The organism is Thermomonospora cellulosilytica (assembly GCF_014138835.1).
GTDB classification, from domain to species: Bacteria; Actinomycetota; Actinomycetes; order Streptosporangiales; family Streptosporangiaceae; genus Thermomonospora; species Thermomonospora amylolytica.
Genome location: NZ_JACJII010000001.1, coordinates 904248 through 926090, shown reverse-complemented (window position 1 = coordinate 926090; position 21843 = coordinate 904248). Strand labels below are relative to the sequence as shown.

At 72.2% G+C, this 21843-nt stretch carries 26 protein-coding genes and 1 pseudogene; 11 read left to right on the top strand and 16 right to left on the bottom strand.

The genetic code is table 11. The features are described from left to right. Nucleotides 1-2 precede the first annotated feature (2 nt). The gene (locus tag HNR21_RS04365) at nt 3-797 is read left to right on the top strand and encodes a peptidoglycan recognition protein family protein (protein ID WP_182704165.1); all 795 of its coding nucleotides are present in this window, start codon (nt 3-5) and stop codon (nt 795-797) included. A 16-nt stretch (nt 798-813) separates the two neighbouring features. Continuing rightward, entirely contained in the window at nt 814-1056 is a 243-nt protein-coding gene (locus HNR21_RS04360; RefSeq protein WP_182704164.1) for a hypothetical protein, read from the top strand. A 114-nt stretch (nt 1057-1170) separates the two neighbouring features. Here HNR21_RS04360 and HNR21_RS04355 read toward each other — a convergent pair whose 3' ends face one another. The 3 genes from HNR21_RS04355 to HNR21_RS04345 are packed head-to-tail and all read right to left on the bottom strand — an operon-like array spanning nt 1171 to nt 1867. Continuing rightward, a complete protein-coding gene (locus tag HNR21_RS04355) occupies nt 1171-1383 on the bottom strand; it encodes a hypothetical protein (RefSeq protein WP_182704163.1) in 213 nt (70 codons plus the stop codon). Further along, the gene (locus HNR21_RS04350) at nt 1380-1616 is read right to left on the bottom strand and encodes a hypothetical protein (protein ID WP_182704162.1); all 237 of its coding nucleotides are present in this window, start codon (nt 1614-1616) and stop codon (nt 1380-1382) included. Before HNR21_RS04350 ends, HNR21_RS04355 begins: the two co-directional genes overlap by 4 nt. Further along, nucleotides 1613-1867, bottom strand: coding sequence for a hypothetical protein (locus HNR21_RS04345; RefSeq protein ID WP_182704161.1), 255 nt, complete (start codon nt 1865-1867; stop codon nt 1613-1615). The genes HNR21_RS04350 and HNR21_RS04345 overlap by 4 nt, the downstream gene beginning before the upstream one ends. 222 nt (nt 1868-2089) lie before the next feature. Between HNR21_RS04345 and HNR21_RS04340 the strand changes: the two genes are divergently transcribed. Then, entirely contained in the window at nt 2090-3436 is a 1347-nt protein-coding gene (locus HNR21_RS04340; RefSeq protein WP_182704160.1) for an NsdA family TPR-like regulatory protein, read from the top strand. Between the two features lie 50 nt (nt 3437-3486). Here the strand turns inward: HNR21_RS04340 and HNR21_RS04335 are convergent, their stop codons facing one another. Together HNR21_RS04335 and HNR21_RS04330 are read right to left on the bottom strand one after the other, a co-directional pair. Continuing rightward, nucleotides 3487-3717: a hypothetical protein gene (locus HNR21_RS04335; RefSeq protein WP_182704159.1), complete on the bottom strand. Its 231-nt coding sequence runs from the start codon at nt 3715-3717 to the stop codon at nt 3487-3489. Beyond that, nucleotides 3714-4472, bottom strand: a complete 759-nt coding sequence (locus HNR21_RS04330) for a DUF6907 domain-containing protein (protein WP_182704158.1) — start codon at nt 4470-4472, stop codon at nt 3714-3716. The genes HNR21_RS04335 and HNR21_RS04330 overlap by 4 nt, the downstream gene beginning before the upstream one ends. A 170-nt stretch (nt 4473-4642) precedes the next feature. Between HNR21_RS04330 and HNR21_RS04325 the strand changes: the two genes are divergently transcribed. After that, a complete protein-coding gene (locus HNR21_RS04325; RefSeq protein ID WP_182704157.1) occupies nt 4643-4804 on the top strand; it encodes a hypothetical protein in 162 nt (53 codons plus the stop codon). A 135-nt stretch (nt 4805-4939) separates the two neighbouring features. On the opposite strand, the gene HNR21_RS04320 is transcribed toward HNR21_RS04325, so the two are convergent. From HNR21_RS04320 to HNR21_RS04300, 5 genes are all read right to left on the bottom strand, one after another. Next, the gene (locus HNR21_RS04320; RefSeq protein ID WP_182704156.1) at nt 4940-6850 is read right to left on the bottom strand and encodes an FtsK/SpoIIIE domain-containing protein; all 1911 of its coding nucleotides are present in this window, start codon (nt 6848-6850) and stop codon (nt 4940-4942) included. A gap of 88 nt (nt 6851-6938) precedes the next feature. Further along, nucleotides 6939-7226, bottom strand: a complete 288-nt coding sequence (locus HNR21_RS04315; RefSeq protein ID WP_182704155.1) for a hypothetical protein — start codon at nt 7224-7226, stop codon at nt 6939-6941. A gap of 24 nt (nt 7227-7250) precedes the next feature. Next, a complete protein-coding gene (locus tag HNR21_RS04310) occupies nt 7251-8024 on the bottom strand; it encodes a DUF2637 domain-containing protein (protein ID WP_182704154.1) in 774 nt (257 codons plus the stop codon). Continuing rightward, nucleotides 8021-8248, bottom strand: coding sequence for a hypothetical protein (locus HNR21_RS04305; protein WP_182704153.1), 228 nt, complete (start codon nt 8246-8248; stop codon nt 8021-8023). Before HNR21_RS04305 ends, HNR21_RS04310 begins: the two co-directional genes overlap by 4 nt. Nucleotides 8249-8326: 78 nt before the next feature. After that, a complete protein-coding gene (locus HNR21_RS04300; protein WP_182704152.1) occupies nt 8327-8584 on the bottom strand; it encodes a hypothetical protein in 258 nt (85 codons plus the stop codon). A gap of 620 nt (nt 8585-9204) precedes the next feature. Between HNR21_RS04300 and HNR21_RS04295 the strand changes: the two genes are divergently transcribed. Continuing rightward, on the top strand, nt 9205-9600 hold the full coding sequence (locus HNR21_RS04295) for a RidA family protein (RefSeq protein WP_182704151.1): 396 nt from the start codon (nt 9205-9207) through the stop codon (nt 9598-9600). Nucleotides 9601-9825: 225 nt separating this feature from the next. Here HNR21_RS04295 and HNR21_RS04290 read toward each other — a convergent pair whose 3' ends face one another. From HNR21_RS04290 to HNR21_RS04280, 3 genes are all read right to left on the bottom strand, one after another. After that, complete coding sequence (locus tag HNR21_RS04290) at nt 9826-10194, bottom strand: DUF1801 domain-containing protein (RefSeq protein ID WP_182704150.1); 369 nt, start codon at nt 10192-10194, stop codon at nt 9826-9828. 80 nt (nt 10195-10274) lie between these two features. Then, nucleotides 10275-10709 (bottom strand): VOC family protein, encoded by a 435-nt coding sequence (locus HNR21_RS04285; RefSeq protein WP_312880840.1) that lies wholly within the window; start codon nt 10707-10709, stop codon nt 10275-10277. 53 nt (nt 10710-10762) lie between these two features. Continuing rightward, nucleotides 10763-11467, bottom strand: coding sequence for a helix-turn-helix transcriptional regulator (locus HNR21_RS04280; RefSeq protein WP_182704149.1), 705 nt, complete (start codon nt 11465-11467; stop codon nt 10763-10765). 330 nt (nt 11468-11797) lie between these two features. Between HNR21_RS04280 and HNR21_RS04275 the strand changes: the two genes are divergently transcribed. The 3 genes from HNR21_RS04275 (at nt 11798) to HNR21_RS04265 (ending at nt 15623) form a co-directional block, all read left to right on the top strand. Further along, a complete protein-coding gene (locus HNR21_RS04275) occupies nt 11798-12202 on the top strand; it encodes a Fur family transcriptional regulator (protein WP_220500536.1) in 405 nt (134 codons plus the stop codon). Nucleotides 12203-12234: 32 nt separating this feature from the next. Next, on the top strand, nt 12235-14472 hold the full coding sequence (gene katG / locus HNR21_RS04270; protein ID WP_182704147.1) for a catalase/peroxidase HPI: 2238 nt from the start codon (nt 12235-12237) through the stop codon (nt 14470-14472). A 203-nt stretch (nt 14473-14675) separates the two neighbouring features. Continuing rightward, nucleotides 14676-15623 (top strand): DUF1963 domain-containing protein, encoded by a 948-nt coding sequence (locus HNR21_RS04265; protein WP_182704146.1) that lies wholly within the window; start codon nt 14676-14678, stop codon nt 15621-15623. A gap of 86 nt (nt 15624-15709) precedes the next feature. Here the strand turns inward: HNR21_RS04265 and HNR21_RS04260 are convergent, their stop codons facing one another. Both HNR21_RS04260 and HNR21_RS04255 read right to left on the bottom strand, forming a co-directional pair. Beyond that, complete coding sequence (locus tag HNR21_RS04260) at nt 15710-16531, bottom strand: acyl-CoA thioesterase (RefSeq protein WP_182704145.1); 822 nt, start codon at nt 16529-16531, stop codon at nt 15710-15712. A gap of 274 nt (nt 16532-16805) precedes the next feature. Next, nucleotides 16806-17897: pseudogene (locus tag HNR21_RS04255) on the bottom strand (alkene reductase); the annotation flags it as partial. A gap of 65 nt (nt 17898-17962) precedes the next feature. Here HNR21_RS04255 and HNR21_RS04250 point away from each other — a divergent pair. Next, nucleotides 17963-18361 (top strand): MerR family transcriptional regulator, encoded by a 399-nt coding sequence (locus HNR21_RS04250; protein WP_182704143.1) that lies wholly within the window; start codon nt 17963-17965, stop codon nt 18359-18361. A gap of 138 nt (nt 18362-18499) precedes the next feature. On the opposite strand, the gene HNR21_RS04245 is transcribed toward HNR21_RS04250, so the two are convergent. Continuing rightward, a complete protein-coding gene (locus tag HNR21_RS04245; RefSeq protein ID WP_182704142.1) occupies nt 18500-19126 on the bottom strand; it encodes a TetR/AcrR family transcriptional regulator in 627 nt (208 codons plus the stop codon). Nucleotides 19127-19232: 106 nt separating this feature from the next. On the opposite strand from HNR21_RS04245, the gene abc-f reads away from it, so the two are divergent. Continuing rightward, complete coding sequence (gene abc-f, locus HNR21_RS04240) at nt 19233-20837, top strand: ribosomal protection-like ABC-F family protein (RefSeq protein WP_182704141.1); 1605 nt, start codon at nt 19233-19235, stop codon at nt 20835-20837. Between the two features lie 91 nt (nt 20838-20928). Continuing rightward, nucleotides 20929-21819, top strand: a complete 891-nt coding sequence (locus tag HNR21_RS04235; RefSeq protein ID WP_182704140.1) for a Vgb family protein — start codon at nt 20929-20931, stop codon at nt 21817-21819. Nucleotides 21820-21843: the final 24 nt, after the last annotated feature.

The following is a 21843-nucleotide window of genomic DNA, read 5'->3' as shown; positions in this document are numbered from 1 at the left end:
CCTTGGACATCATCAGCCGCGGCGAGTGGGGCGCCCGCGCCCCCCGCAACCGCACCACCACCACCTGGGACAGGCGCACGGAGTTCATCGTGCACTACTCCGAAGGCCCGACCTCGCAGTCCGTGCGGTCCATCCAGGACTTCCACATGGACAACCCCAAGCGCAGGTGGTCGGACATCGGCTACAACTTCCTGGTCGACACCAAGGGCCGCATCTACGAGGGCCGCGGCTGGCTCACGGTGGGCGCGCACGCCCCCGACCACAACACCTCGGGCATCGGGGTGTGCATGATCGGCCGCGACGGCGACGCCACCGAGGCCGCCCGCAAGGCCATCCGGTGGCTGTACGACGAGGCATGCCGCCGCGCCGGCCGCCGCCTGAAGATCCTCGGCCACCGGGACGTCTACAGCACCTCCTGCCCGGGTAACGAGCTGTACGCCTGGGTGCGCAAGGGCATGCCCGTCACCGGCAGCTCGTCGCCGGCACCGTCCAAGCCCTCGAAGCCGTCCCGACCCGGCACGGCCGCGCCGCCGTTCCCGCTGCCGGACGGGCATTGGTTCGGCCCCGAGTCGTCCGACCCCCGCAACCACTCCGGCTACTGGGCCAAGGACCGGCCGCACATCGAGAAGCTCCAGCGGCGCCTCGCCGACCGCGGCTGGCGCATCAAGGTGACCGGCCGCTACGACGACCGCACGGCCGCCGTGGTCAAGGCGTTCCAGGCGGAGAAGGGCCTGCGCCCGGACGGCCTGGCCGGCGTCAAGACCTGGCCGCTCATCTGGACCGCCCCCATCACCTGACCCCGAAGGAACCGTCATGCCCCTGTCCGACGCGATCGTGTCGCTGATCCGTACCTACGCCGCCGTGTGGGTGTCGGCCGCCGGCCTGTGGCTGGCCGACCGCGGCATCGAGCTGCCGGTGGACCCGGCCACCATCGCCGTCACCGGCCTGGCCGTCAGCGTCTACTACGCCGTGGTGCGGGTGCTGGAGTCCCGGTTCCCGGCGGCCGGGGTGCTGCTGGGGTCGGCCAAGCGCCCCACGTACCCGCCGACCTCATAGCCCCGGCTTCGGGGAGACGAAAGTCCCCGCCCTCCCGCATGGGAGGGCGGGGACGCTTTCGCTGGATGGGGCGGCGGCCAGGGCCGGGGCTCCACTGCCGGCCGCCGCCCCGGCTCATGGGGTCGGCGGGATCTTGGGCGGGATCGGTCCCCAGCCCGGCGGATCCTCGGACGGCAGGTCGGCGTCCCAGGCGGGCGGGGCGAGCGCCAGCACCTCGCCGTACACCCGGTGGCGGAAGTCGCGGTCGTCGCTGTCGAGTGCGGCCAGCACGTCGCGCCACAGTTCCCGCGGCAGGGCCGTCCATCCGGTGTCGTCGGCCTGCGTCATGCTCCCGTGCCCTCCGCGTGCGGGGTGTCCAACCCGAGGGCCGTGCGGGCGGCAGTGGTGTACGTGACCCGCTGGCCGTCCTGGGTCATGGCGGCGAGGATCTCCCGCCAGCAGCCCCGGCACCATGCGCTGCCGTCCGCCGTCACCACGGCCGCGGACACCGGCTCGCCGCCGTGAGATCCCGCGTCGCAGGTGACCCCGGCCGGGGCGGCGTGCACCCGGTAGCCGCTCACGCCGGTCCCCACGAGCCCACCGGGGTGCGGGCGGGGGCGGCCTCGGCGCGGTGCCGGCCCGCCGTGCCGCCGCTGGCCCCGAACCATGCCTCCACCTCGCCGATGCGCGCCAGCAACTCGAGGGCATTGGTCGCCTCGATGTGCCCGTCCCAGTACTTGCCGCGGGGGACGGCCCAGAAGCGGCGGGTCGCGTGGCCGTACCAGACGGCCCACCGGCCGCCGGCCTGCTGCTCGACATTCCGGGCGATCACGTCACCCTCGGCCGGAGGGATACGCTCTCCCATAACCACGACCTCCGTTCGTGGCCAGGCCCCGGAACCCCCTGGTGTTGGCCCACCAGGCCGGGGCCGTTTGCGTTTGTGCGGTCACGGTCAGCAAAACCGCGTCACACGACACAGGGCAGAGGGCACTATGGGGAACACCGGACGTGTTCCCCGGGGAACACCGGCCAGACCGGAAGGTGTGCGCGCACCATGCCTAAGCCCGAGCCGAAACCCGAACTGCTGGCCCTTGGCAGGCGGCTGCGAGTCGAGCGCGAACGGCGGGTAGGTGGCCGCCGGACCATGGCCCGCCTCCTGCACGATGCCGTTGATGATCTCCAGAAGCCCGATCCGCCGGCATTCATCGAGTACCTCAAGCGCTGGGAATCGGGCAGGCACAACGTGTCTCACCGCTACCGCGCCGCCTACGCGGCCGTGCTCGGCATACCTGAGGAAGAACTGTTCGGTCCGTCCAGTCCCTCAGAGATTCCACAGGACCGCTCTGCCGCCGTTCCTGTGGGTACCGTGGATAGCAGTTCCGCTCCCGACCTCCGGGATGACGATGTGAAACGCCGCCAGCTCATCCAGGACGCCGGTGCCCTCACGGTGGGCGCCGCCGTCGCGCCCGTCGTGGCCGCTCTCACCGACGCGTGGCAGGCCAGTCAGCCCCGGCTGCCGGGCTCCAGCGTCTCGCGTGCCATGCTCGACGACTGGGCCGCCGCCTACGCGGTCCATGTCCGCAGCTACGTCAACGACGCCCCGGCCGTCGTCCTCGCTGGCCTCGCCCGTGACTGGGCGGAGATGGCCCCTCACCTGGCCCAGGCGCAGCCCAAGGAGGTCGAACGCGACCTCGCCCATGCCGCCGCCAGGCACGCCTACCTCATCGCCGGCACGGCGGTTCAGCTCGGTGATCCGCGGCTGGCGAACCGCTGGTGGCTCACCGCGCGGGCGCTCGCCGACCGATCCGGGGACAACCTCCTGTCCGCCTACGCGCGAACCTGGGAGGTGACCAACCGCGTCACGGATCCCCGGGAGGATCCCGCCGAACTGCTGGCGCTCGCCCAGGACGCGCGCCGCCGCGCGGGCCATCGGCCGACCGGCACGCTGATCTACGCGACCACCGTGGAGGCGGAAGTCCTCGCGTTCATGGGCCGTCATGGCGCCGCGGTGGCCACCATCCGCCGGGCCGAAGAGATCTTCGACCGCGTCCCGGCGAGCGAGCCCAACCGTGAGGAACTGCTCCGCTTCGACCAGAGCTGCGTGTACGCGCTGGCGGGGCTGACGCGCCAAGCCGAAGAGGCGCAGCGGGCCGCGCGGCGCTTCTACCGGCCCGACACCCACCTGTATTCGTCGGTTCAGCTCAGTCTCTACGCCGCTGTCGCGCACGCTCGCACCGATCCAGGCGAAGCCAGCCGGCAGGCTTTGGACGTTCTCGAAGCCGTCCCGCCGGATCGGCGGATCAAGCGGGTCACGCTGACGGCCCGCCGTGTCCTGGACGTCGTCCCCGAACAGGCCCGCCGCCTTCCGGCTGTCCGGGAGCTGCAGGCGTTGACCGCCTGACACGCCAGAACCCCACCGGCCGGGCTGACCGGTGGGGCTCTGCTCCGTTGCTACTCGCCGCGCTTGACCGCCATGGCGGCCAGGAACCCGGCGTCGAACCCGGCCGACCAGTCGTCGGAGTCCGGGCCGCCCTGCTCATGCTTGAGCAGGTCCAACAGGCGCCCGAGCGCGACGTTGTGGCCCTCCTCCTGGTCGACCATCGCGGCCATCAGGCCGATCACCTCGTTCAGCCGGGCCTCGATTCGGTCCAGCCGCTTGGCCGTCGTCTCCGGGGCGTTCACCGCTCGGACCTCTGGGACGCACGGGCGGTGGCCACGAGCTTCAGCAGCTCGAGCGCCAGGGCCTCGGCCTCGTCCAGGGTCAGCGGCCGGTCGTAGTCGGGCTGGCGGTTATCGGCGATCAGGCTGATCACCGACTGCTCGTCCAGACTGGTTTCGCTGGTCAGCCCGGCGAGCATCGGCCCCACCTCGCGGTCGGCCGCCCAGTGCCCGTGCATATCGCACTCCTCGCCCTTGCACCAGATGGGGTGACCGGGGATGCGGGGCTGCTCGTCCTGGGCGGCGGCCAGCAGGGCGGCCAGGTGCCTGATCAGGGTGGCCGCGTCGGCGAGGGACAGGTGCGTGCCCTGGCCGGTCTCGTCGCGGCCCATCCAGATGCGGGGCTCGATCTCCCGGTAGTGCTGGACGAGGTTCAGGTCCAACGTCGCCCCAGCCTCGTCGCCCATCTCCAGCGGCTCCTCGGCGGTCAGGCGCATGACGATCCCGCCGCCGCAGTGAGTGCGGTCGGTGTAGGCGTCGCCGTCCACGTGGAGGCCGCCCGAGTCGCACCAGGTGGGGCAACCGCTCTCCGGCATCCACACCGCACGGGCCGGGGCCTGCTGGCCGCTGGGGGCGTTCTCGTCGCCCTGTCCGGTGCCGCCGTCCTCGATGCCGCAGTGGGGGACGTCGCCGTGCTTCTCGGTGATGTAGACGACCACGGCGGGGCGGCCACAGGAACAGGTCTCGCCGGGCTTCGGTGCTCGCTCGATGTAGGTCATGGGGGCGTCTCCCGGTCTGATGCCGTGATTTTTCGAGGGCTCCGCCGCTGCTCAACCCTCGTTTGTGGATAGCCACACGGTACGGCACGGCTGGTGATGTCGCAACAGGTCAGGCAAAGTTTGTGGATAGCCATCTGGATAGCCACATGGATAGCCACAGGGGGAGCGGCATGGCCGATCGACACAGGCACCCATCGCGGGGCATCCGCATCCCCGATGAGCGATGGGAGGCCGCGAAGAAGAAGGCCGAGCGTGAGGGCCGCACGATCACCGAGGTCGTCAACGAGGAGCTGGAGAAGTACATCAAGCGGCCGGACCGGAAGAAGAAGTGACGACCACCCTTCGAGGCCCCCGAGATACCCGAGATCGCAGGTCAGTGGCCTCCTAGGAAACGCGCAGGGGACCCGAGAACCTCGGGCCTGCCACCCGAGATCTAGGGCCCCCTCGCACGTGGGCTAGGACCGTTCCTAGGCGCGTTCGAACGCCCGTTCGACGTCGGCGCGGCGGTACCCGCGCTGGTTGCGCCCGTCGATCCACTGGTCGGCCGGCCGCACCCCGAGCGGCCGCAGTTCGTCGGCGAGCCGGGTGGCGTCCCATCCCTCGAACGGGCCGAGCATCGGGAGCTTCTCCAGCAGCAGCGTGGTGGGGACCTTCTCGGCCTGGCCCATCACCGTGAGGATCGCCTTGAGCAGCCGCACCCCGGGCCGGGCGTCGGACTTGGGCAGCGTCCCGGCCTGCTCCCGCAGCCGGTACGCCCGGCGGGTGAGCGCGGTGACGTCCCGGTCGCCGATCAGGTACGTGCGCATCGCGACCGGCATCGACCCCTCGGCCAGCAGCAGCCCGGCGCCGCGCTGGGTGGAGTCGATGCGGTGGGCGCTGTAGCCCTGCCCGGCCCAGCCGCGGCCCAGGATCGTGTCCGAGGCTTCCGGGGTGGTGCACCGCAGCGCCCACCGGATCGACAGGATGTCCCGCAGCTTGGTCGGGATGACGTCGCCGGACGGGCGTTGCGTGGCCACCGACACCACCCACCCGGCCGCGCGGCCCCGGGACACCAGGTCCCACAGCCCGTTGACGATCTCCTTGCCCAGGTCCGAGGCGGCGAAGAACTGCAGCTCGTCGATGTGGAACACCGACAGCTCGATGCCGAGCTGCGCGGCTACGTCCCCGGTGAGCTTCTTGGCGCCGATCGCCCGCAGCCGCCGGTACCGGTCGGCCATGTCGTCCTGGGCGTCCCGGATCATCTCCAGCATCGCCGCCGGGTCCGGGTCGGGCAGGAACCTGGCGGCGATCGGCTCGTAGTCCATCAGGTCCGCGCCGCCCTTGCCGTCCGCGATCCACAGCGGCACCCGCGGGTCCAGCGCCACCGCGCCGAGCACGTTGTGACACCCGACGCTCTTGCCGGCGCCCGGCTCGCCGCCGGTCAGGATGCTGCGCTCGGGCAGCGCGAACGCCACCGGCCGGCCGCGCACGTCCACCCCGACCGCGACCTTCTCGTGCCACACGTCGAACGCCCCGGCCCGCTCGGGCAGCGGCGAGGGGATCGACGCGCCGGACAGCGGGTCGGCGTCGGCGCACCACAGGGTGACCCGGCCGGTGTGCCCGCGGACCGGGTCGACGGCGAGCTGGGCCAGGTCGACACCGAACGCCGAGGCCAGCGCGGGCTGCCGCTTGCGGGCCTGCTCGGCGGTCACCCCCGCCGGGAGTTCGACCACCGCCGTCCACGCCCGGTCCGCGTCCCGGGCCACGGGCCCGATGACGCGGATGTCCTCGGTCTTGCCGAGCTTGGCGGCGGCCACCGCCGCCCGCACGGCCCGGCCGGACGGGTGCGTGCCGATCCCTCGGCCGTCCGACCCTTCGGTCTCGACCCGCCGCAGGCGGCCCTCGACGGCCGCCACGGCGCCGAGGATGACGACCAGCAGCAGCACCGCCAGGCCCGGCGCGACGACGACCAGTAGCACCACCACCGCGGCGACGATCCCGCCCGCCCACGCGGCCACCCGCCGGCGGCGGGCCCGCTCTCGGACGACCATCTCGGGGCGGGCGCCGAGGTGCTGGGAGAGTTCGGCGGCGGTCACCCACCGCCATCCGGCACGGGCGGCGCGCACCGTGCCGAGTACGGCGTACCCGGCGTGCACCCGCCCGTACCTGAACGCGGGTACGACCACCCCGCGGGCGGTCATCTGGGCCAGCCGCGCCGCCCGCTTCGGCAGGGGGTTGCAGGTCCGGCACGCCAACCGGACCAGCGGGTCGCCGTGCGTCTCCAGCCCGAGTTCGGAGTGCTCGAGTTCTGCGATCCGGCCGTACCTCGGGCGCGTATTCGTACCCGGCGGCATCAGGTTCTCGGTGATGGCGTGGCGGTCGATCGTCGTGTCCGTCATCCTGGTCTCTCCCTTGTTCGAGGGACCGGCCCCGGGCGCTGCTTTGGTCGGTGAGCCCGGGGCCGGGCATCGGTCGGTTGCCGCTGGCCTACCAGCGCCCGCGCTTCGCCCGGATCAGCCGGGTCTGCAGCGTCTCGACGCGGGCGCGCGCCTCCCGCAGCTCGGCGGCCAGCGGGTGCAGCAGCCGCCGCTCGATCTGTCGCACCAGCTCGTGCTCGTCGGCGCCCTCCTTGGCGCGGCCGATGACCTCGTACAGCACCCCGCCGAACGGCGGGACGCCCCTGCGGATCTCCTTCAGCTCGGCGGCCAGCTTGTCCCGCTCGGCGGTCACCGCCGCCAGCTCGGCGAGCAGCCGGTCAACGTCGTGGGTTGGCATGGTGGTCTCCTGCGTGAGTGCGGGTTACTGGGCGGCGGGTACGGTGCCGTGCTCGGCGAGTACGGCCAGGTACGCCCGTACCTGCTGGGCGCGCGGCTGACCGACGCGCAGCGCCCGGCGGATCGCTCGGATCGACGGCACCCGCCCCGCGGCGATCTCGTCGGCGAACACCTCGGCCGCCTGCCGCTGGTGCGTATCCGGCTCGGGTACGGCCGCGGGTACGGGCTCGGGCGCGGCGGGTACGGGCGCCTCGTCGGCGGGCCGGGGCGGCGTGGTGATCTTCGGCAGCGGCCACCAGGCGGGGTCCGCCGGCGGCATCGACTCCCACAGCTCGTACCCGGCGGGTACGGGCTCGGGTGCGTCCTCGTCGACGGCGGGGGCCGGGTCGGCGGGCGCCTTCGAGGGGACGGTCCGGCCGCGCCGGATCATCCCCATGAGCAATTCCACGACGACCACCAGCGTCACGGCCGGCCAGGCGGCGATGACCGCGCCGACCGGGCCGTGCTCCAGGCCGTGCAGGACGTTGACAGCCACGGTGGCGCCGATGCCCAGCGCCAGGGCGAGACGGGCCAGCGCCGGGGACTGCTGGCGGCGGCGGGCCGAGTCGAGCATCACCATGCTCGCCACGAACACCAGGCCGTCGATTGTCAGTGGCGTGAGGTATGCGGTGACGCCGGTCTCGCCGTGCGCCTGGGCGACGCCGAGGGCGTGCCGGTAGGAGATCACCGCGGCGATGCCGCCGATGCCGACGACGGTGGCGGCGGCCAGGGCGCGGATGGCGCGGTCCCCGGCGCTCACAGGGCACCGTCCTCGGTGATGCCCTCGAACGCCCTCACCAGCCGCAGGAGCGCCGCGGCGGAGCGGCCGGTCGCGCGGTTGCGGTCGTTCTCGTCGACCGGCCGCTGGTAGCCGTGCCGCTCCAGCACCTGGAACACGTCGTAGATCAGGCCGACCGTGAACCGGGAGTCGTGGTCAGCGCTCGGGGTGCCGCCGTCCGGCGGCGGGGTGACAGACTTGCTCATGGGTTCGGACCTCCTGTGCGGGTCTCGGATCCAGGCCCCGGCCGGTGGCGGAATCACCGCGTCCGGGGCCGCTGTGTGTCAGGACGGGCCGGTGCTCCCGAACACGTCGGGGAACGCGACCGTGAGGGTGGGGCAGGGCCAGGCGACGAAGTGCGCGGCCTGCTCGCCGAGCTGCTGGCCCAGGGTGTTGCAGTGCGCGCACCCGAACACCAGCCCTACGGCGCCGGTGGCGTGCTGGGTGGCGTGCGCGATCAGCGCCGGGGTGTGCAGTTCGGCGACGCGCGCCAGGGCGGCGATCGCCTGGTCGCCGGGGCCGGGATCGGCTGCGGACGGCATGACCCTCCTGGGAGAAATCTGGGAGATGATCTTGCTTGCCAGACTGGGTCAGGAAGGGCCAAGCTGAGTGAGGCAGAGGCTTCTACCTGGTCAGACCTTGATCGCCCAGGTAGCTCAGCAGGGTTGACCTTGTTCGGGACGAAGAGGTCGTGGGTTCAAATCCCGCCACCCCGACACTGGTGAGAGGCCGGTTCCCAAGCACAGGGGACCGGCCTCTTGATCGTTCGACCGTGCTTCGACCGTGAGACCGAACGTCATCCCCCGGCATCCCACGGTCGCCAGGCACACGTCACAGGCCCCGGGCGGGCGCCGTCCGGCGGCCGTCCGTTCGCTCCACGACCGCGATCTGCGCGACGCCAGGGAACGGCCGGTCGGGTGGTTGGTGGGGGCTGTCATGGGCTCGCGGTGCCGATGCGCGGTCTGCCGGACGCCCTTCCGCCCGGGGCGACCAGGCGGCGATAGACGACCGCTCGGTCGGGGCGCATATGAGGATTCTGTTGGAATACACGACACAGGATGTCGTGATTTGCTGGGAGGCTCATCAGCGCGGCCAAAAAATGGCGGCTACCGAGTCGGTCGGCGTGCGTGATGTCGACGAATCGAATGGAGCTGATGTGGCAATGGAGCGGACGGCGGTCAACCCGTGGGCGTGGTCGGTGGAGCTGGGGTACAACCAGGGGGAGATCGTCTCCGGGAACACCCGGACCCTGTACTGCGCCGGGCAGACCGCGATGGGCGGCGACGGCAGGCCCCGGCATGCCGGTGACATGGCGGCGCAGTTGGCGCTGAGCCTCGACAACCTGGAGGCCGTGCTCGGCGAGGCCGGCATGTCCCTCGCGAACCTCGTCCGGCTCAACGTCTACACCACCGACGTCGATCGGCTCTTCGAGCACTACGGCGTGCTGGCGTCGCGGTTGGGCGCCGCCGGGGTGGCACCGTCCACCACGATGCTCGGGGTGACACGGCTGGCGATCCCCGACCTGATGGTCGAGCTCGAGGGGACCGCCGTCGCGTGATGCGACCTCGCCGCCTCCGGCGGGGCTGCCGGAGGCGGCACGAGTAATAGGCGATTTCCGGTGCTCGGGATGGCGGCGAATCGGTGAGGCGTCAAAGGCCATCGACGACGCCTTGAACGCCAAATTCCGAAAGGCCGAGCCGACGCGACGGATCGAAGAAGGTGACTCCTTTTCCGATGCGTCTCAACCTTCGATTCGCCGTGCCGGAAGGTGCGGGGCGGCTCCTCACGTGCGGCGGTGGTCGACTGCGGCGTCGATCAGGGCGATGATCTGGTCGGCGGGGAGTTGACCGGCCCGTTCGACGACGACGGAGCGGCCTCGGCTCCCGGAGCCGGTGAGGATGGACGCAGGGTCGGGCAGGTGCGCGCCGTGTTCGAAGAACAGGGAGACGGTGCGCTCGCGGGGGAAGACGCCACAGAGGTGACCGGCCTGCGGATGGTGGTAGCCGAAGCCGTGCCAGCCGGGCCACACCTTCTCGCGGGCGTCGGGAATCGCCGTCGTCACCAGTTCCCGCAGCCACAGCGCCGCCTTGACGACGCGCGGGTCATGCCCCTTCAGGAGCTCCTCGACGGTCAGAACGTCCTGCCGTGTCATGGGTCTCCTCCTCGTTCGCCGGTGACGGGGTGCTGCGGTCCGGCGGCGAGGGATCTGCTCCGCGCCGCCGGGCCGTGCTCTCACGCCTCGGCCGGAGGAGAGAACACTCCGAACAGATTGCCGGAGGGGTCACGCAGGTAGGCGTTCGCGGGCCCGCCCTCGGACGCCTCGTGCCGTGCCACCACCGTGCCGCCGAGCCGTTCGACCGAGGCGCAGACCTCCTGCACGTCGCGTACGGCGACCGAGAACACGGCGTGCCCCGGCATCGTGCCGCCGGTGCCCAGGATGCCCCCGGCCGGAGCGTCACCGCCCGCCGTGGTGATCAGCCGATAGTCCGTGCCGGCCTCGCCGGCCTGCGGGTCGGCGGCGACCTGCCAGCCGAACACCTCGCCGTAGAAGCGCTGGGCGGCGTCCGGATCGTCGGTGGCGATCTCGAACCAGGCGACGGATCCGTAGGGGGGCATGCTCATCGTCATCTCCAGGAAGAAGGCGTGCGCCTGCGGATGCGGGCGCACCGGCCACCTTCTCCCACCCGGGCGACACCCCTATGTCGGTGTTTCCGCGGGTTTCACTCCCAGACGGGGATGCGGGAGATCAGCTCCGGTGGAGCGGACGTGTCCAGGTCCGAGGGTCGTTCGGCGAACCCCTCCGACGTCTGCACGGCCGAGCGGACCCGGTCCAGGCGGAAGGCGCGGACGTCCTGCCGCAGGCGGCACCAGCCGGTCAGGTACCAGCCCCGAGGACCCGCGACCAGCAGTTGCGGCTCGACCTCGCGCGTCGTCCGCTCGCCGCGGACGTCGACGTACTCGATCCGCAGGACGCGCCGGTGCTGCACCGCCTGCCGCACCGCCTCCGCGACCGACGTGTCCAGGGGGTCGGCGGCGGGCTGGAGAAGGCGCACGGTGGCGGTGAGCTCGCGGGCCCGCCGGGCGGACGCGTCGGGCATGACGGCCACGATCTTGCGCAGCGCGCTGCGGGCCTCGCGGGCGAAGGGCGTGCGGTCGATCTGGCCGAGCGCCACGGCCATGGCGAGCGCCTCGGCCGGGGTGAAGTTCAGCGGCGGCAGGGTCATGGCCTTGTCCAGCATGTACCCTCCCCGCCTGCCCGGCTGGGCGGTGATCGGCAGGCCCGCCTGCTGCAGGGCGCTGATGTCGCGCTCGATGGTGCGCATGCTGACCTCGAAGCGCCCGGCCAGCCACCGGGCGCTGCGGCCCTGGGGAGCGACCGCCCGGAGTTCCTCCACCAGCGCGTACAGCCGATCGGTCCGGTTCACACGGTGAGGCTATGCCCGGCGGTCAAAGAGGTGGAGGATCGGCTTCACCCTGGAGGGCGCGCCGCAAGATCTACCGGACACGGACCAGGGCTTCGTCCATCACGGGCGGGTCGGAAGGGAAGGCATCCTCCGAGCCTCGGTCGGTCTTCGGCCGCCGTCTCCGCCCTGCCGTGCAAGGCTTCGTGCGGTGGGAGCCGAGCTCGGCCGGGGGTGAGGGCCGCCGAGCTGGAGTCTTGAGCGTGTCCAGAAGTTGGGTCGGCCGTAATCTTGACTGATTCCAGAAAATGGTCCAGTCTGTGGGGCGTGGCCACGAGCTCGGACTTCCAGCAGATGTTGCGCGGGGCCGCTCTGCGCGTGACCCGTCCCCGGGTGGCGGTGCTCAGCGCGGTGCACGCGCATCCGCATGCCGACACCGACTCGATCATCGGCGTCGTGCGCGGGGAGCTTCCGACGGTGTCCCACCAGGCCGTGTACGACTCGCTGCGCGTGCTGACGGCGGCGGGTCTGGTACGGCGCATCCAGCCGCCCGGCTCCGTGGCGCGCTACGAGTCGCGGGTCGGGGACAACCACCACCACGTCGTGTGCCGGTCGTGCGGGGCCATCGCCGACGTCGACTGCGCCGTCGGTGAGGCGCCCTGCCTGACCGCGTCCGACGACCGCGGCTTCTCGATCGACGAGGCCGAGGTCATCTACTGGGGCCTGTGCCCCGGCTGCTCCACCGCACAGAGTTCCTGATCAACTCCGCTTGGCCCCTGGAAGGATGCCCAGTGTCTGAGAACAACGAAGTCGTCACACCGACCCCCGAAGAGGTCACGGAGAGCGAAGGCCGCTGCCCGGTGGCGCACGGCCGCGCCTCGCACCCCACCGAGGGCGGCGGCAACCGCGGCTGGTGGCCGAACCGGCTCAACCTGAAGATCCTCGCCAAGAACCCCGCCGAGGCCAACCCCCTCGACAAGGACTTCAACTACGCCGAGGCGTTCCAGAGCCTGGACCTGGCCGCCGTGAAGCGGGACATCGCCGAGGTGCTCACCACCTCGCAGGACTGGTGGCCCGCCGACTTCGGCCACTACGGCCCGTTCATCATCCGGATGGCGTGGCACAGCGCGGGCACCTACCGCATCAGCGACGGCCGCGGCGGCGCCGGGGCCGGCCAGCAGCGCTTCGCGCCCCTCAACAGCTGGCCGGACAACGCCAACCTCGACAAGGCCCGCCGGCTGCTGTGGCCGGTCAAGAAGAAGTACGGCCAGAAGATCTCGTGGGCCGACCTGATGATCCTGGCCGGCAACGTCGCCTTGGAGACGATGGGCTTCAAGACCTTCGGCTTCGCCGGCGGCCGTGAGGACGTCTGGGAGCCCGAGGAGGACGTCTACTGGGGTCCCGAGAGCACCTGGCTCGGCGACGAGCGCTACAGCGGCGACCGGGAGCTGGAGGAGCCGCTGGCCGCGGTCCAGATGGGCCTGATCTACGTCAACCCGGAGGGCCCGAACGGCAACCCGGACCCGATCGCCGCGGCCCGCGACATCCGCGAGACGTTCCGCCGCATGGCGATGAACGACGAGGAGACGGTCGCCCTGGTCGCCGGTGGCCACACCTTCGGCAAGACGCACGGCGCCGGCCCGGCCGACCACGTCGGCCCCGAGCCCGAGGCCGCCCCGATCGAGGAGCAGGGCCTGGGCTGGAAGAGCGGCTACGGCACCGGCAAGGGCGCGGACACGATCACCAGCGGGCTCGAGGGCATCTGGACGCCCACCCCGACCAAGTGGGACAACAGCTTCTTCGAGACCCTGTTCAAGTACGAGTGGGAGCTGTTCAAGAGCCCCGCCGGCGCGCACCAGTGGCGGCCGAAGGACGGCGCCGGCGCCGGGACCGTTCCCGACGCCCACGACCCGTCGAAGACGCACGCGCCGACGATGCTCACGACCGACCTCGCGCTCCGGTTCGACCCGATCTACGAGCAGATCTCGCGGCGCTTCCTGGAGAACCCGGACGAGTTCGCCGACGCCTTCGCCCGCGCGTGGTTCAAGCTGACCCACCGTGACATGGGCCCGATCCAGCGCTACCTCGGCCCGGAGGTCCCCGACGAGGTGCTGATCTGGCAGGACCCGATCCCGGCGGTGGACCACGAGCTCATCGACGCCGCCGACATCGCCTCCCTCAAGGAGCGGATCCTCGCCTCGGGCCTGTCGGTCTCGCAGCTGGTCTCCACCGCGTGGGCGGCGGCCTCGTCGTTCCGCGGCAGCGACAAGCGCGGCGGCGCCAACGGCGGGCGCATCCGCCTGCAGCCGCAGGTCGACTGGGAGGTCAACGAGCCCGACCAGCTCGCCACCGTGATCCGCACCCTGGAGGGCATCCAGGAGGCCTTCAACTCCGCCCAGACCGGCGGCAAGCGGGTCTCCTTCGCCGACCTGGTGGTGCTCGGCGGCTGCGCGGCCGTCGAGAAGGCCGCCAGGGACGCGGGCTACGACATCGAGGTGCCCTTCACCCCGGGTCGCATGGACGCCTCGCAGGAGCAGACCGACGTCGAGTCCTTCGCGGCGCTCGAGCCGAAGGCGGACGGGTTCCGCAACTACGTCGGCAAGGGCCAGCGCCTGCCCGCCGAGTACCTGCTCATCGACAAGGCCAACCTGCTCACCCTGAGCGCGCCCGAGATGACGGTCCTGGTCGGCGGTCTGCGCGTGCTGGGCGCGAACTACAAGCAGTCCAAGTTCGGCGTCTTCACCGAGACCCCGGAGAAGCTGACCAACGACTTCTTCGTGAACCTGCTCGACCTGGGCGTCACGTGGCGGCCGACCTCCGAGGACGCCTCGACCTTCGAGGCCCGTGACGACGCCACGGGCGAGGTCAAGTGGACCGGCACCCGGGTCGACCTGGTCTTCGGGTCCAACTCCGAGCTGCGGGCGCTCGCCGAGGTGTACGCGAGCGACGACGCCAAGGAGAAGTTCGTGCGCGACTTCGTCGCGGCGTGGGACAAGGTGATGAACCTCGACCGGTTCGACCTGTCCTGATCCCGCCTGAGTGACGTCCAGGCCGGTCCGCACGGGCCGGCCTGGACGTCCTCGTTTTCCGAGGCCCGCACCCGGCTCTTCCCGGTCCGGTGACAGCGTGCCTTCGCCGCCACGGCCCCGAAGACCGGCGGCGTGACCACGGGTCTGCGACCAGCGGCTGTACGCAGCCCTCCCCTTGTGCGCGTTGCGTTAGCCTACGGGCCATGTCGATCTTGTCCGCCGGGCCCGGCAACCGTCATCTGCTTCCGGACGACCTGGACGCGATGCTCACCGCGGCCGTACGCGAGGAATCCGAGCTGCCGGATGACGAAGCCGCCGAACTCACGGACAAGATCCGTGCCCTCGTGCGCCCGGCCTGGCTGCTCAGCCCGGTGCGTGACGCGCCTTCCGTCGTCGGTGGTTCGCGCATCGGCGGGCTGCCGGATCTGCCCGAGGGCATGTCCTGGCCCACCGTCCGTGTCGCACCCGACCGTGAGGCCGCGCTCTGCTTCACGGCACAGATCGACCTTGCCGAGGTGCCCGGCGTGGCGGACGCGGGGTGGCTGCCGTCCAGCGGCCGGCTGTGGTTCTTCCGTGACGAGAAGGGCGCCGGCGCCGACCCCGACCATGTCGTCCTGTACGCCGATGTCGCCTCGGACCGGCTGCGGACCGTCCAGCCGCCGGCCGGCCTGGACTATCTCGGCGGCCTCGGCTTCGGTCCCGAACCCGACCGGCCGGTACCCGTACGCCTGCATCGGACGCTGTTCCTGACCGCGAACTACAAGACCGGCTGGCACAGCCAGGGCCACGACAAGCTCGCCGAGGCACTGGACGAGCACTTCGAGGAGGACGGGGCCGGCTTCGAGGTGTTCTCCGACATCCAGCGGCACCTGGAACACGCGGCCGTGGGGGACCAGCGGTGGGAAGCCATGCTGCTGGGCCGCCCCACCCCCTGCCCACCTCCTGCAGGGGTCTGTCCCTGTGGCCGTTCCACCCCGGACGACACCCCCGGATACAACACCGAGGACGGTCCCTGCGCCTGGGCACAGGACTCACTGCTCGTGCTCTACGACCTCTGGGGCGACGGTCCCCTGGTGTTCACGGCGGACGCCACGGTCACCCCGCCCACCACCGACGGCCGCTGGCCCGGCACGGAAGCCTGGGTCTACTAGCCCATACCCATCGGAATTCGCCGTCGCGGGAGTGTCAGGGCTCCTTGGCGCGGCGGAGGGTGCGGGACGTTGTTCGTGCCGGGGGGTCAGTCCTTGAAGTAGACCAGTTGGTGGGTGGTCGCCAGGAGGGTGCCGTTGCGGCCCCACATCTGGGCGGTCTGGTCGAAGTAGCCGCGTGAGAAGCGGTGGGCGCGCGCGGTGCCCAGGACGTAGTCGTCGCCTTGGGCCGCGATCTCCTCGGCGTCGGCGTGGAAGTACACGGTGAAGGAGACGGTGCCGGCCGCCATGTACCGGCCGCGCCGCAGGAACACCCGGGGATAGAACACGTCGCACAACGCCGTCAGCGCCGGGAAGTCGAGGGGGCGGGCCGGGGCGTCGCGCACCCACAGGGTCGTGGTCGAGTCCGGGTGTTCGCCGGCGTCCTGGTCCGGCACGGCGCCCTCGACGAACCGCATCTCGTAGTTGCGGGCCCACGCGATGAAGTCCGGGAAGCCCCGGAGGGGAACGGCGTCCGGCGACGGCACCCGCGGCATGTCGAGTTCGGTGTCCGACCACGTGTCGCGGTGGACGCCGAACACCGCGGTGGCGGTGGTCGTGACGACGCCGTCCTGCGTCAGTTCGAGCAGCCAGTGCTGGTTGGTGCGGTTGGTGCGCACGGCCCGCGCGGTGATGTCGAAGTCCCCGTCGGCGATGGGGGCGGCGTAGTTGACGGTGAGGGAGATCGGATCGCCGAGCCGGTCGGGGTGCCGCTGGACGGCCTGCACGAGAGCGGCGGCGGTGATGCCGCCGAAGGGGCCGACCATGTTCGCGTACTCCGGCCGGGTCCGGCTCCGCATGCGGCCGTCGGCCACAGGGGTGAGCGCGATGGCCGCGTCGAACGGATGCGGCGGAGCGTCGATCTCGGTCACGCTGTCTCCTCCAAGCAGGACGGATGTTCCGGCCGTACCGGATTTATGTATGACAACCTACATAGAGCCGATGGCGGCGAGACGACGGACCCCGGCGGCGATGATCTACGGTGCGGCGTCCGGGTCCTGGTACGGCCTGCCGTCCGTCTCGGAAGCCACGCCGGGCCGGATCGATCACGAGGCCGGTTCCCGGGCGGGGAACCGGCCTCGTGGGCTGCTCGGCACAGGGGCGTGGACTCGGGCGGTCAGGACGCGATCCTCTCCGCGGCCGGGTGAGGAAGGGGTAGTCGGTGTAGCCGGTCTCGCCGCCCACGTACATCAGGTGCTCGTCCCGTACCGGGTTGAGCGGGGCGCCGATGCGCAGGCGTTCGACCAGGTCGGGGTTGGCGAGGAAGGCGCGGCCGAGGGAGATCAGGTCGGCGCCCGCGGCCAGGAGGCGTTCGGCCTCGTGGCGGCCGCCGTCGGCGGGGAGGGGACCGGGCCACGGCAGTGCCGGGTTGGCGATCAGGGTGCCGGGCCAGCGGTTCCGGATGGTGTGGAAGAGGGGCTGGCCGGGGTCGGCGAAGACGACGTGCAGGTAGGCCAGGCCCATGCCCGCCAGCGCGTCGACGAGGGCGGGGTAGATGTCGTCGGTGTCGCCCTCGTCCATGCCGTTGCCGGTGAAGCCGGGGGAGATCCGCACGCCGACCCGTTCGGGGCCGATCGCGTCGGCGACCGCCCGTACGACCTCGACCGCGAAACGGATGCGGCCCGCCACCGGGCCGCCGTAGGCGTCGGTGCGGTGGTTGGTGCCGCGCGCCAGGAACTGGTGGATGAGGTAGCCGTTGGCGGCGTGCACCTCCACCCCGGCGAAGCCCGCCTCGACGGCGTTGCGGGCGGCGGCGGCGAAGTCGGCCACGGTGGAACGGATGTCACCCGCGGTCATCTCCAGCGGCACCACGGCCGGACGGTGCCCGCCGCGGGTGAAGACGGTGTCCGGCAGCGGGATCGGCGAGGGGGCGAGCGGGGTCAGCCCGCTGTTGTCGGGGTGGCCGATGCGGCCGCCGTGCTGCAGTTGCAGGAACATCCGGCCGCCGGCGGCGTGCACCGCCCCGGTGACCCGCCGCCATCCGGCCACGTGCGCCGGGTCGTGGATCGCCGGGATGTCGGGGTACGTCCGGCCCACCGCGTTCGGCGTGGTGGCCTCGGCGATGATCAGCCCGGCGGAGGCGCGCTGGGCGTAGTAGGCGGCCATGAGCGGGGTCGGGGTGCCGTCGGCGGCGGCGCGGTTGCGGGTCATCGGCGCCATCACCAGCCGGTTGGGCAGGTGCAGCGGACCGAGCCGGGCGGGCGCGAACAGGTCGGAGGTTGCCGGTGTGTTCGTCATGCCCGTACCGTAAAAAGTGACACCGGTGTTAGGTTCAAGTCCCGGACCGGCGAGCGGGGTGGGCGATGCGGATCGGCGAACTGGCCAGGCGGACCGGCGTGAGCGAGCGTTCGCTCCGCTACTACGAGAAGCAGGGGCTGCTGGCGTCCGAACGCACCCCCGGCGGCCACCGCGAGTACCCCGAGAGCGCCGTCGACCGGGTCATCCGCATCCAGGAACTGTTCGCGGCGGGGCTGAACAGCAAGAAGATCGCCCAACTGCTCCCCTGCATGCGCGACGCCGACGGCGGCCCCTCGGAGATCGCCACCCCCCGCCTGATCGCCGACCTCGTCGAGGAACGCGCCCGCATCGACCGGATGATCAACGACCTGCTCCGCTCCCGCGAGGTCCTGGACGAGGTGATCGCCACGGCCTCCCACGACCTTCCGCGGCCCGCCACGGGCACCGCCGCCCGCGAGCCCTGAATCCCGGCCGCCACCCGGCCGTTGCCCGGCGGCGGTGGGCTTCGGCGCAGCCGGGATCGCCTGCGCTGTCTCTTCGTGAGGGCGTCATGCCGCCCCGATTGTGCGGGGACCCGTGGAACGCAGACCCGAGCCCCGGTGCTAGCGAGCGCTGGGGGATTCTTCGGGGCTGAAGGCGCCGGCGGTGGCGGCTCGGGCGGTGGAGCGGGCCGCCTGGACGGGGAGATCGGGATCGGGCGGGGTCCGGAGCAGGACGAGCCGGTGGTAGAGGGGGGCGGTCGCGGCGATGAGGAGGGCGCGGGGGTCGGTGCCCGGGGGGATCTCGCCGCGCTGGACGGCGCGGGCGACCACGGGTTCGCAGCGGGTGTAGCGGTCCTCCCAGAAGCGCCGGAGCGCGCGGGCTGCCTCCTCGGAGCGGAACGAGGCGGCGATCAGGGCCGCGGTGATCGGAGGGTCGGCGGTCAGCGCGTCGAAGACCTCCTGGTTGAGGGCGGCCAGGTCGCCCTCCAGGGAGCCGGTGTCCGGAGGCCGCCAGCCGTCGTCGCCCGCCTCGTCGAGGACGTCGGCGAGCAGGCCCCCCACGTCGCGCCAGCGGCGGTAGACGGTCGTGCGGTGGACGCCTGCGCGGGCGGCGACGGCGTCGACGGTGAGCTCGTCGTACCCGTGCTCGACGAGCTGGGCGCGGACCGCCGCGAGGACCTGGGCGCGGATGCGGGCGGTGCGGCCCCCGGGGCGGCGGGCGGGAGTTGCGGTCGGGGTGGACGGCATGGCACCATCTTAATGCAACAGTTGTCGCACTAACGGAGTCGCCCGATGCTCTTCCGAAGCGTTCGCCCGGTCTCGTGCCCGCCCTCGAATGCTTCGGAGCGCCTCCATGTCCACCCAGCTCACCGCGCTCGCCGTCACCAAGGCGTACCGGGGAAGGCCCGTCCTTGACGCGGTGACGTGCTCGTTCCCCGCGAACGAGCGCACCGGGATCGTCGGGGAGAACGGCTCCGGCAAGACCACCCTGCTCCGCCTGCTGGCCGGGCGGGAACGCCCCGACCAGGGGGAGATCGTCGTCCGGGCCGACGGTGGCGTCGGCTACTTCGCCCAGGACGGGCGGCTGGACCCGCGGCTGACCGTGCAGCAGGTCATCGACCGCGCCCTGCACGAGCTGCGGGCGATCGAGGGCCGGATGCGCCGCCTGGAGGCGGAGATGGCCGGCGGCGACGAGTCGGGCCTGGCCGAGTACGGGGACCTGCTGACGGTCTTCGAACTGCGCGGCGGCTACGACGCCGACGCCCGGATGGAACGCGCCCTGCACGGCCTGGGCCTGGGACGGCTCGACCGCGACCGCGCGGTGGGCGGCCTGTCGGGCGGCCAGCGGGTGCGGCTGCGGCTGGCGTCCGTCCTGGCGGCCGGGCCGGAGGTGCTGCTGCTGGACGAGCCGACCAACCACCTCGACGACAACGCCCTGACCTGGCTGGAGGAGTACCTGCGGACCCGCCGCGGCACCACCGTGGCGGTCTCCCACGACCGGGTCTTCCTGGAACGCGTCACCACCGGCCTGGTGGAGGTGGACGCCGACCGGCGGCGGGTCGTCCGGTACGGCAACGGCTACGCGGGCTACCTGGCCGAGAAGGCGGCGGCCCGCAGACGCTGGGCGCAGGAGCACGCCCGGTGGCGGGACGAGGTGGCACGGCTCCGCGAGGCCGCCGCGACCACCGCCCGCCGGGTCGCCCCGGGCCGGGAGATGAAGGACGGCAACAAGATGGCCTACGACCGGGCGGGAGGCCGCGTCCAGCAGTCCGTCGCCAGCCGGGTCCGCAACGCCGAGGAACGCCTGCGCCGCCTGCTGGCCGATCCGGTGCCCCCGCCGCCCGAGCCGCTGCGCTTCGCCCCGCCGCTGAGCGCCGCGCGCCTGGAGGGCGTGGTGCTGGACGCCGCCGACGTGCGGGTGAACGGGCGGCTGGATCGCATGAGCCTCACCGTCAAGGCGGGCGAACGGCTCCTGATCAGCGGCCCGAACGGCGCGGGCAAGAGCACCCTGCTGCGCGTCCTCGCCGGTGACCTGGCCCCGGACGAAGGGCGGGCGACCCGGCGCGGCCGTATCGGTCACCTGCCGCAGGATCCCGTGTTCCCCCAGGCGGACGAGCCGCTGCTGAACGCGTTCGCGCGCGGCCGGTCCGGGCGGGCCGAGGACCACATCGACCTGCTGCTGTCGCTGGGGCTGTTCGAACGCGACCTGCTGACGGTGCCGGTGGGACGGCTGTCCACGGGGCAGCGGCAACGGCTGGCCCTGGCCCGCCTGGTCACCGCACCGGCCGACGTCCTCCTGCTCGACGAGCCCACCAACCACCTGTCGCCCGCCCTCGTCGAGGAACTGGAGGCCGCCCTGGCCGCCTACGAGGGCACCCTCGTCGTGGTCAGCCACGACCGGCTGCTCCGCCGACGCTGGCGGGGCGACCACCTCCAGATGCCCGCACCCGCCGCGTGACGCGGTCGCACGCGGGTGCGCCCCGGCGCTCGAACCGGCTCGGGACAAGGGCCGATCGGCTTGAAGCACACGAACTCGGAATGGGGACCGAATGCCTGTTGTCTCGACTCGACGTTTCGCCGTGTCCGATGAGAAGGCGGGGCCTTATGCGACCACGACCGGCCCGGACGGTGCGCTGTGGTTCACGCTCGTCCATGCGGGGCAGGTCGGGCGGCTGTCCCTGGACGGGCGGGTCGAGCTTTACCGGCTCGACAGCGCGGACTGCGGGCCTGCGCTGATCACGGCCGGTCCCGATGGCGCGCTGTGGTTCACCCGCAGCCGCGACCATCGGATCGGGCGCGTCACCGTGGACGGGGAGGTGTCCTCGTTCACCGTTCCGGAGGGCGGTCCGTTCGGGATCGCGAGCGGGCCGGACGGCGCGCTGTGGTTCACCCAGATGCACACCGACCGGATCGGGCGCATCACCATCGACGGCCGGGTGACCGAGCACCCGCTGCCGCTCACCGGAGCCTTCCCGTCGATGATCACGAGCGGGCCGGACGGTGCGCTGTGGTTCACCCTCAACCGGGCGAACGCCGTCGGCCGGATCGATCTCGACGGGAACACCGAGATCCATCCGCTCCCCACCGAGGGCGCCGCTCCTGTCGGGATCGCGTGCGGCGGGGACGGCGCGCTGTGGTTCGCCGAGATCGGCGCGGGCGGGATCGGGCGCATCACCGTGGACGGTCGCATCGAGGAGTTCCCGCTTCCCGACCGCGCCTGCCGGCCGCACGCGATCACGGCCGGCGCGGGCGGCTGCTGGTTCACCGAATGGGCGACCGGCCGCATCGGGTCCATCACCCCTGACGGCCGGGTCCGGGAGCACGACCTCCCGTCCCGTTCCTGCGAACCGCACGGCATCACCGCCGGGCCTGACGGGGCCCTCTACGCGGCCCTGGAGATCGGCGAGATCGTCCGCCTGGAGCCCGGTCCCGCCGTCTGAACGCCGGGCGGCCCGGCGCGGGAC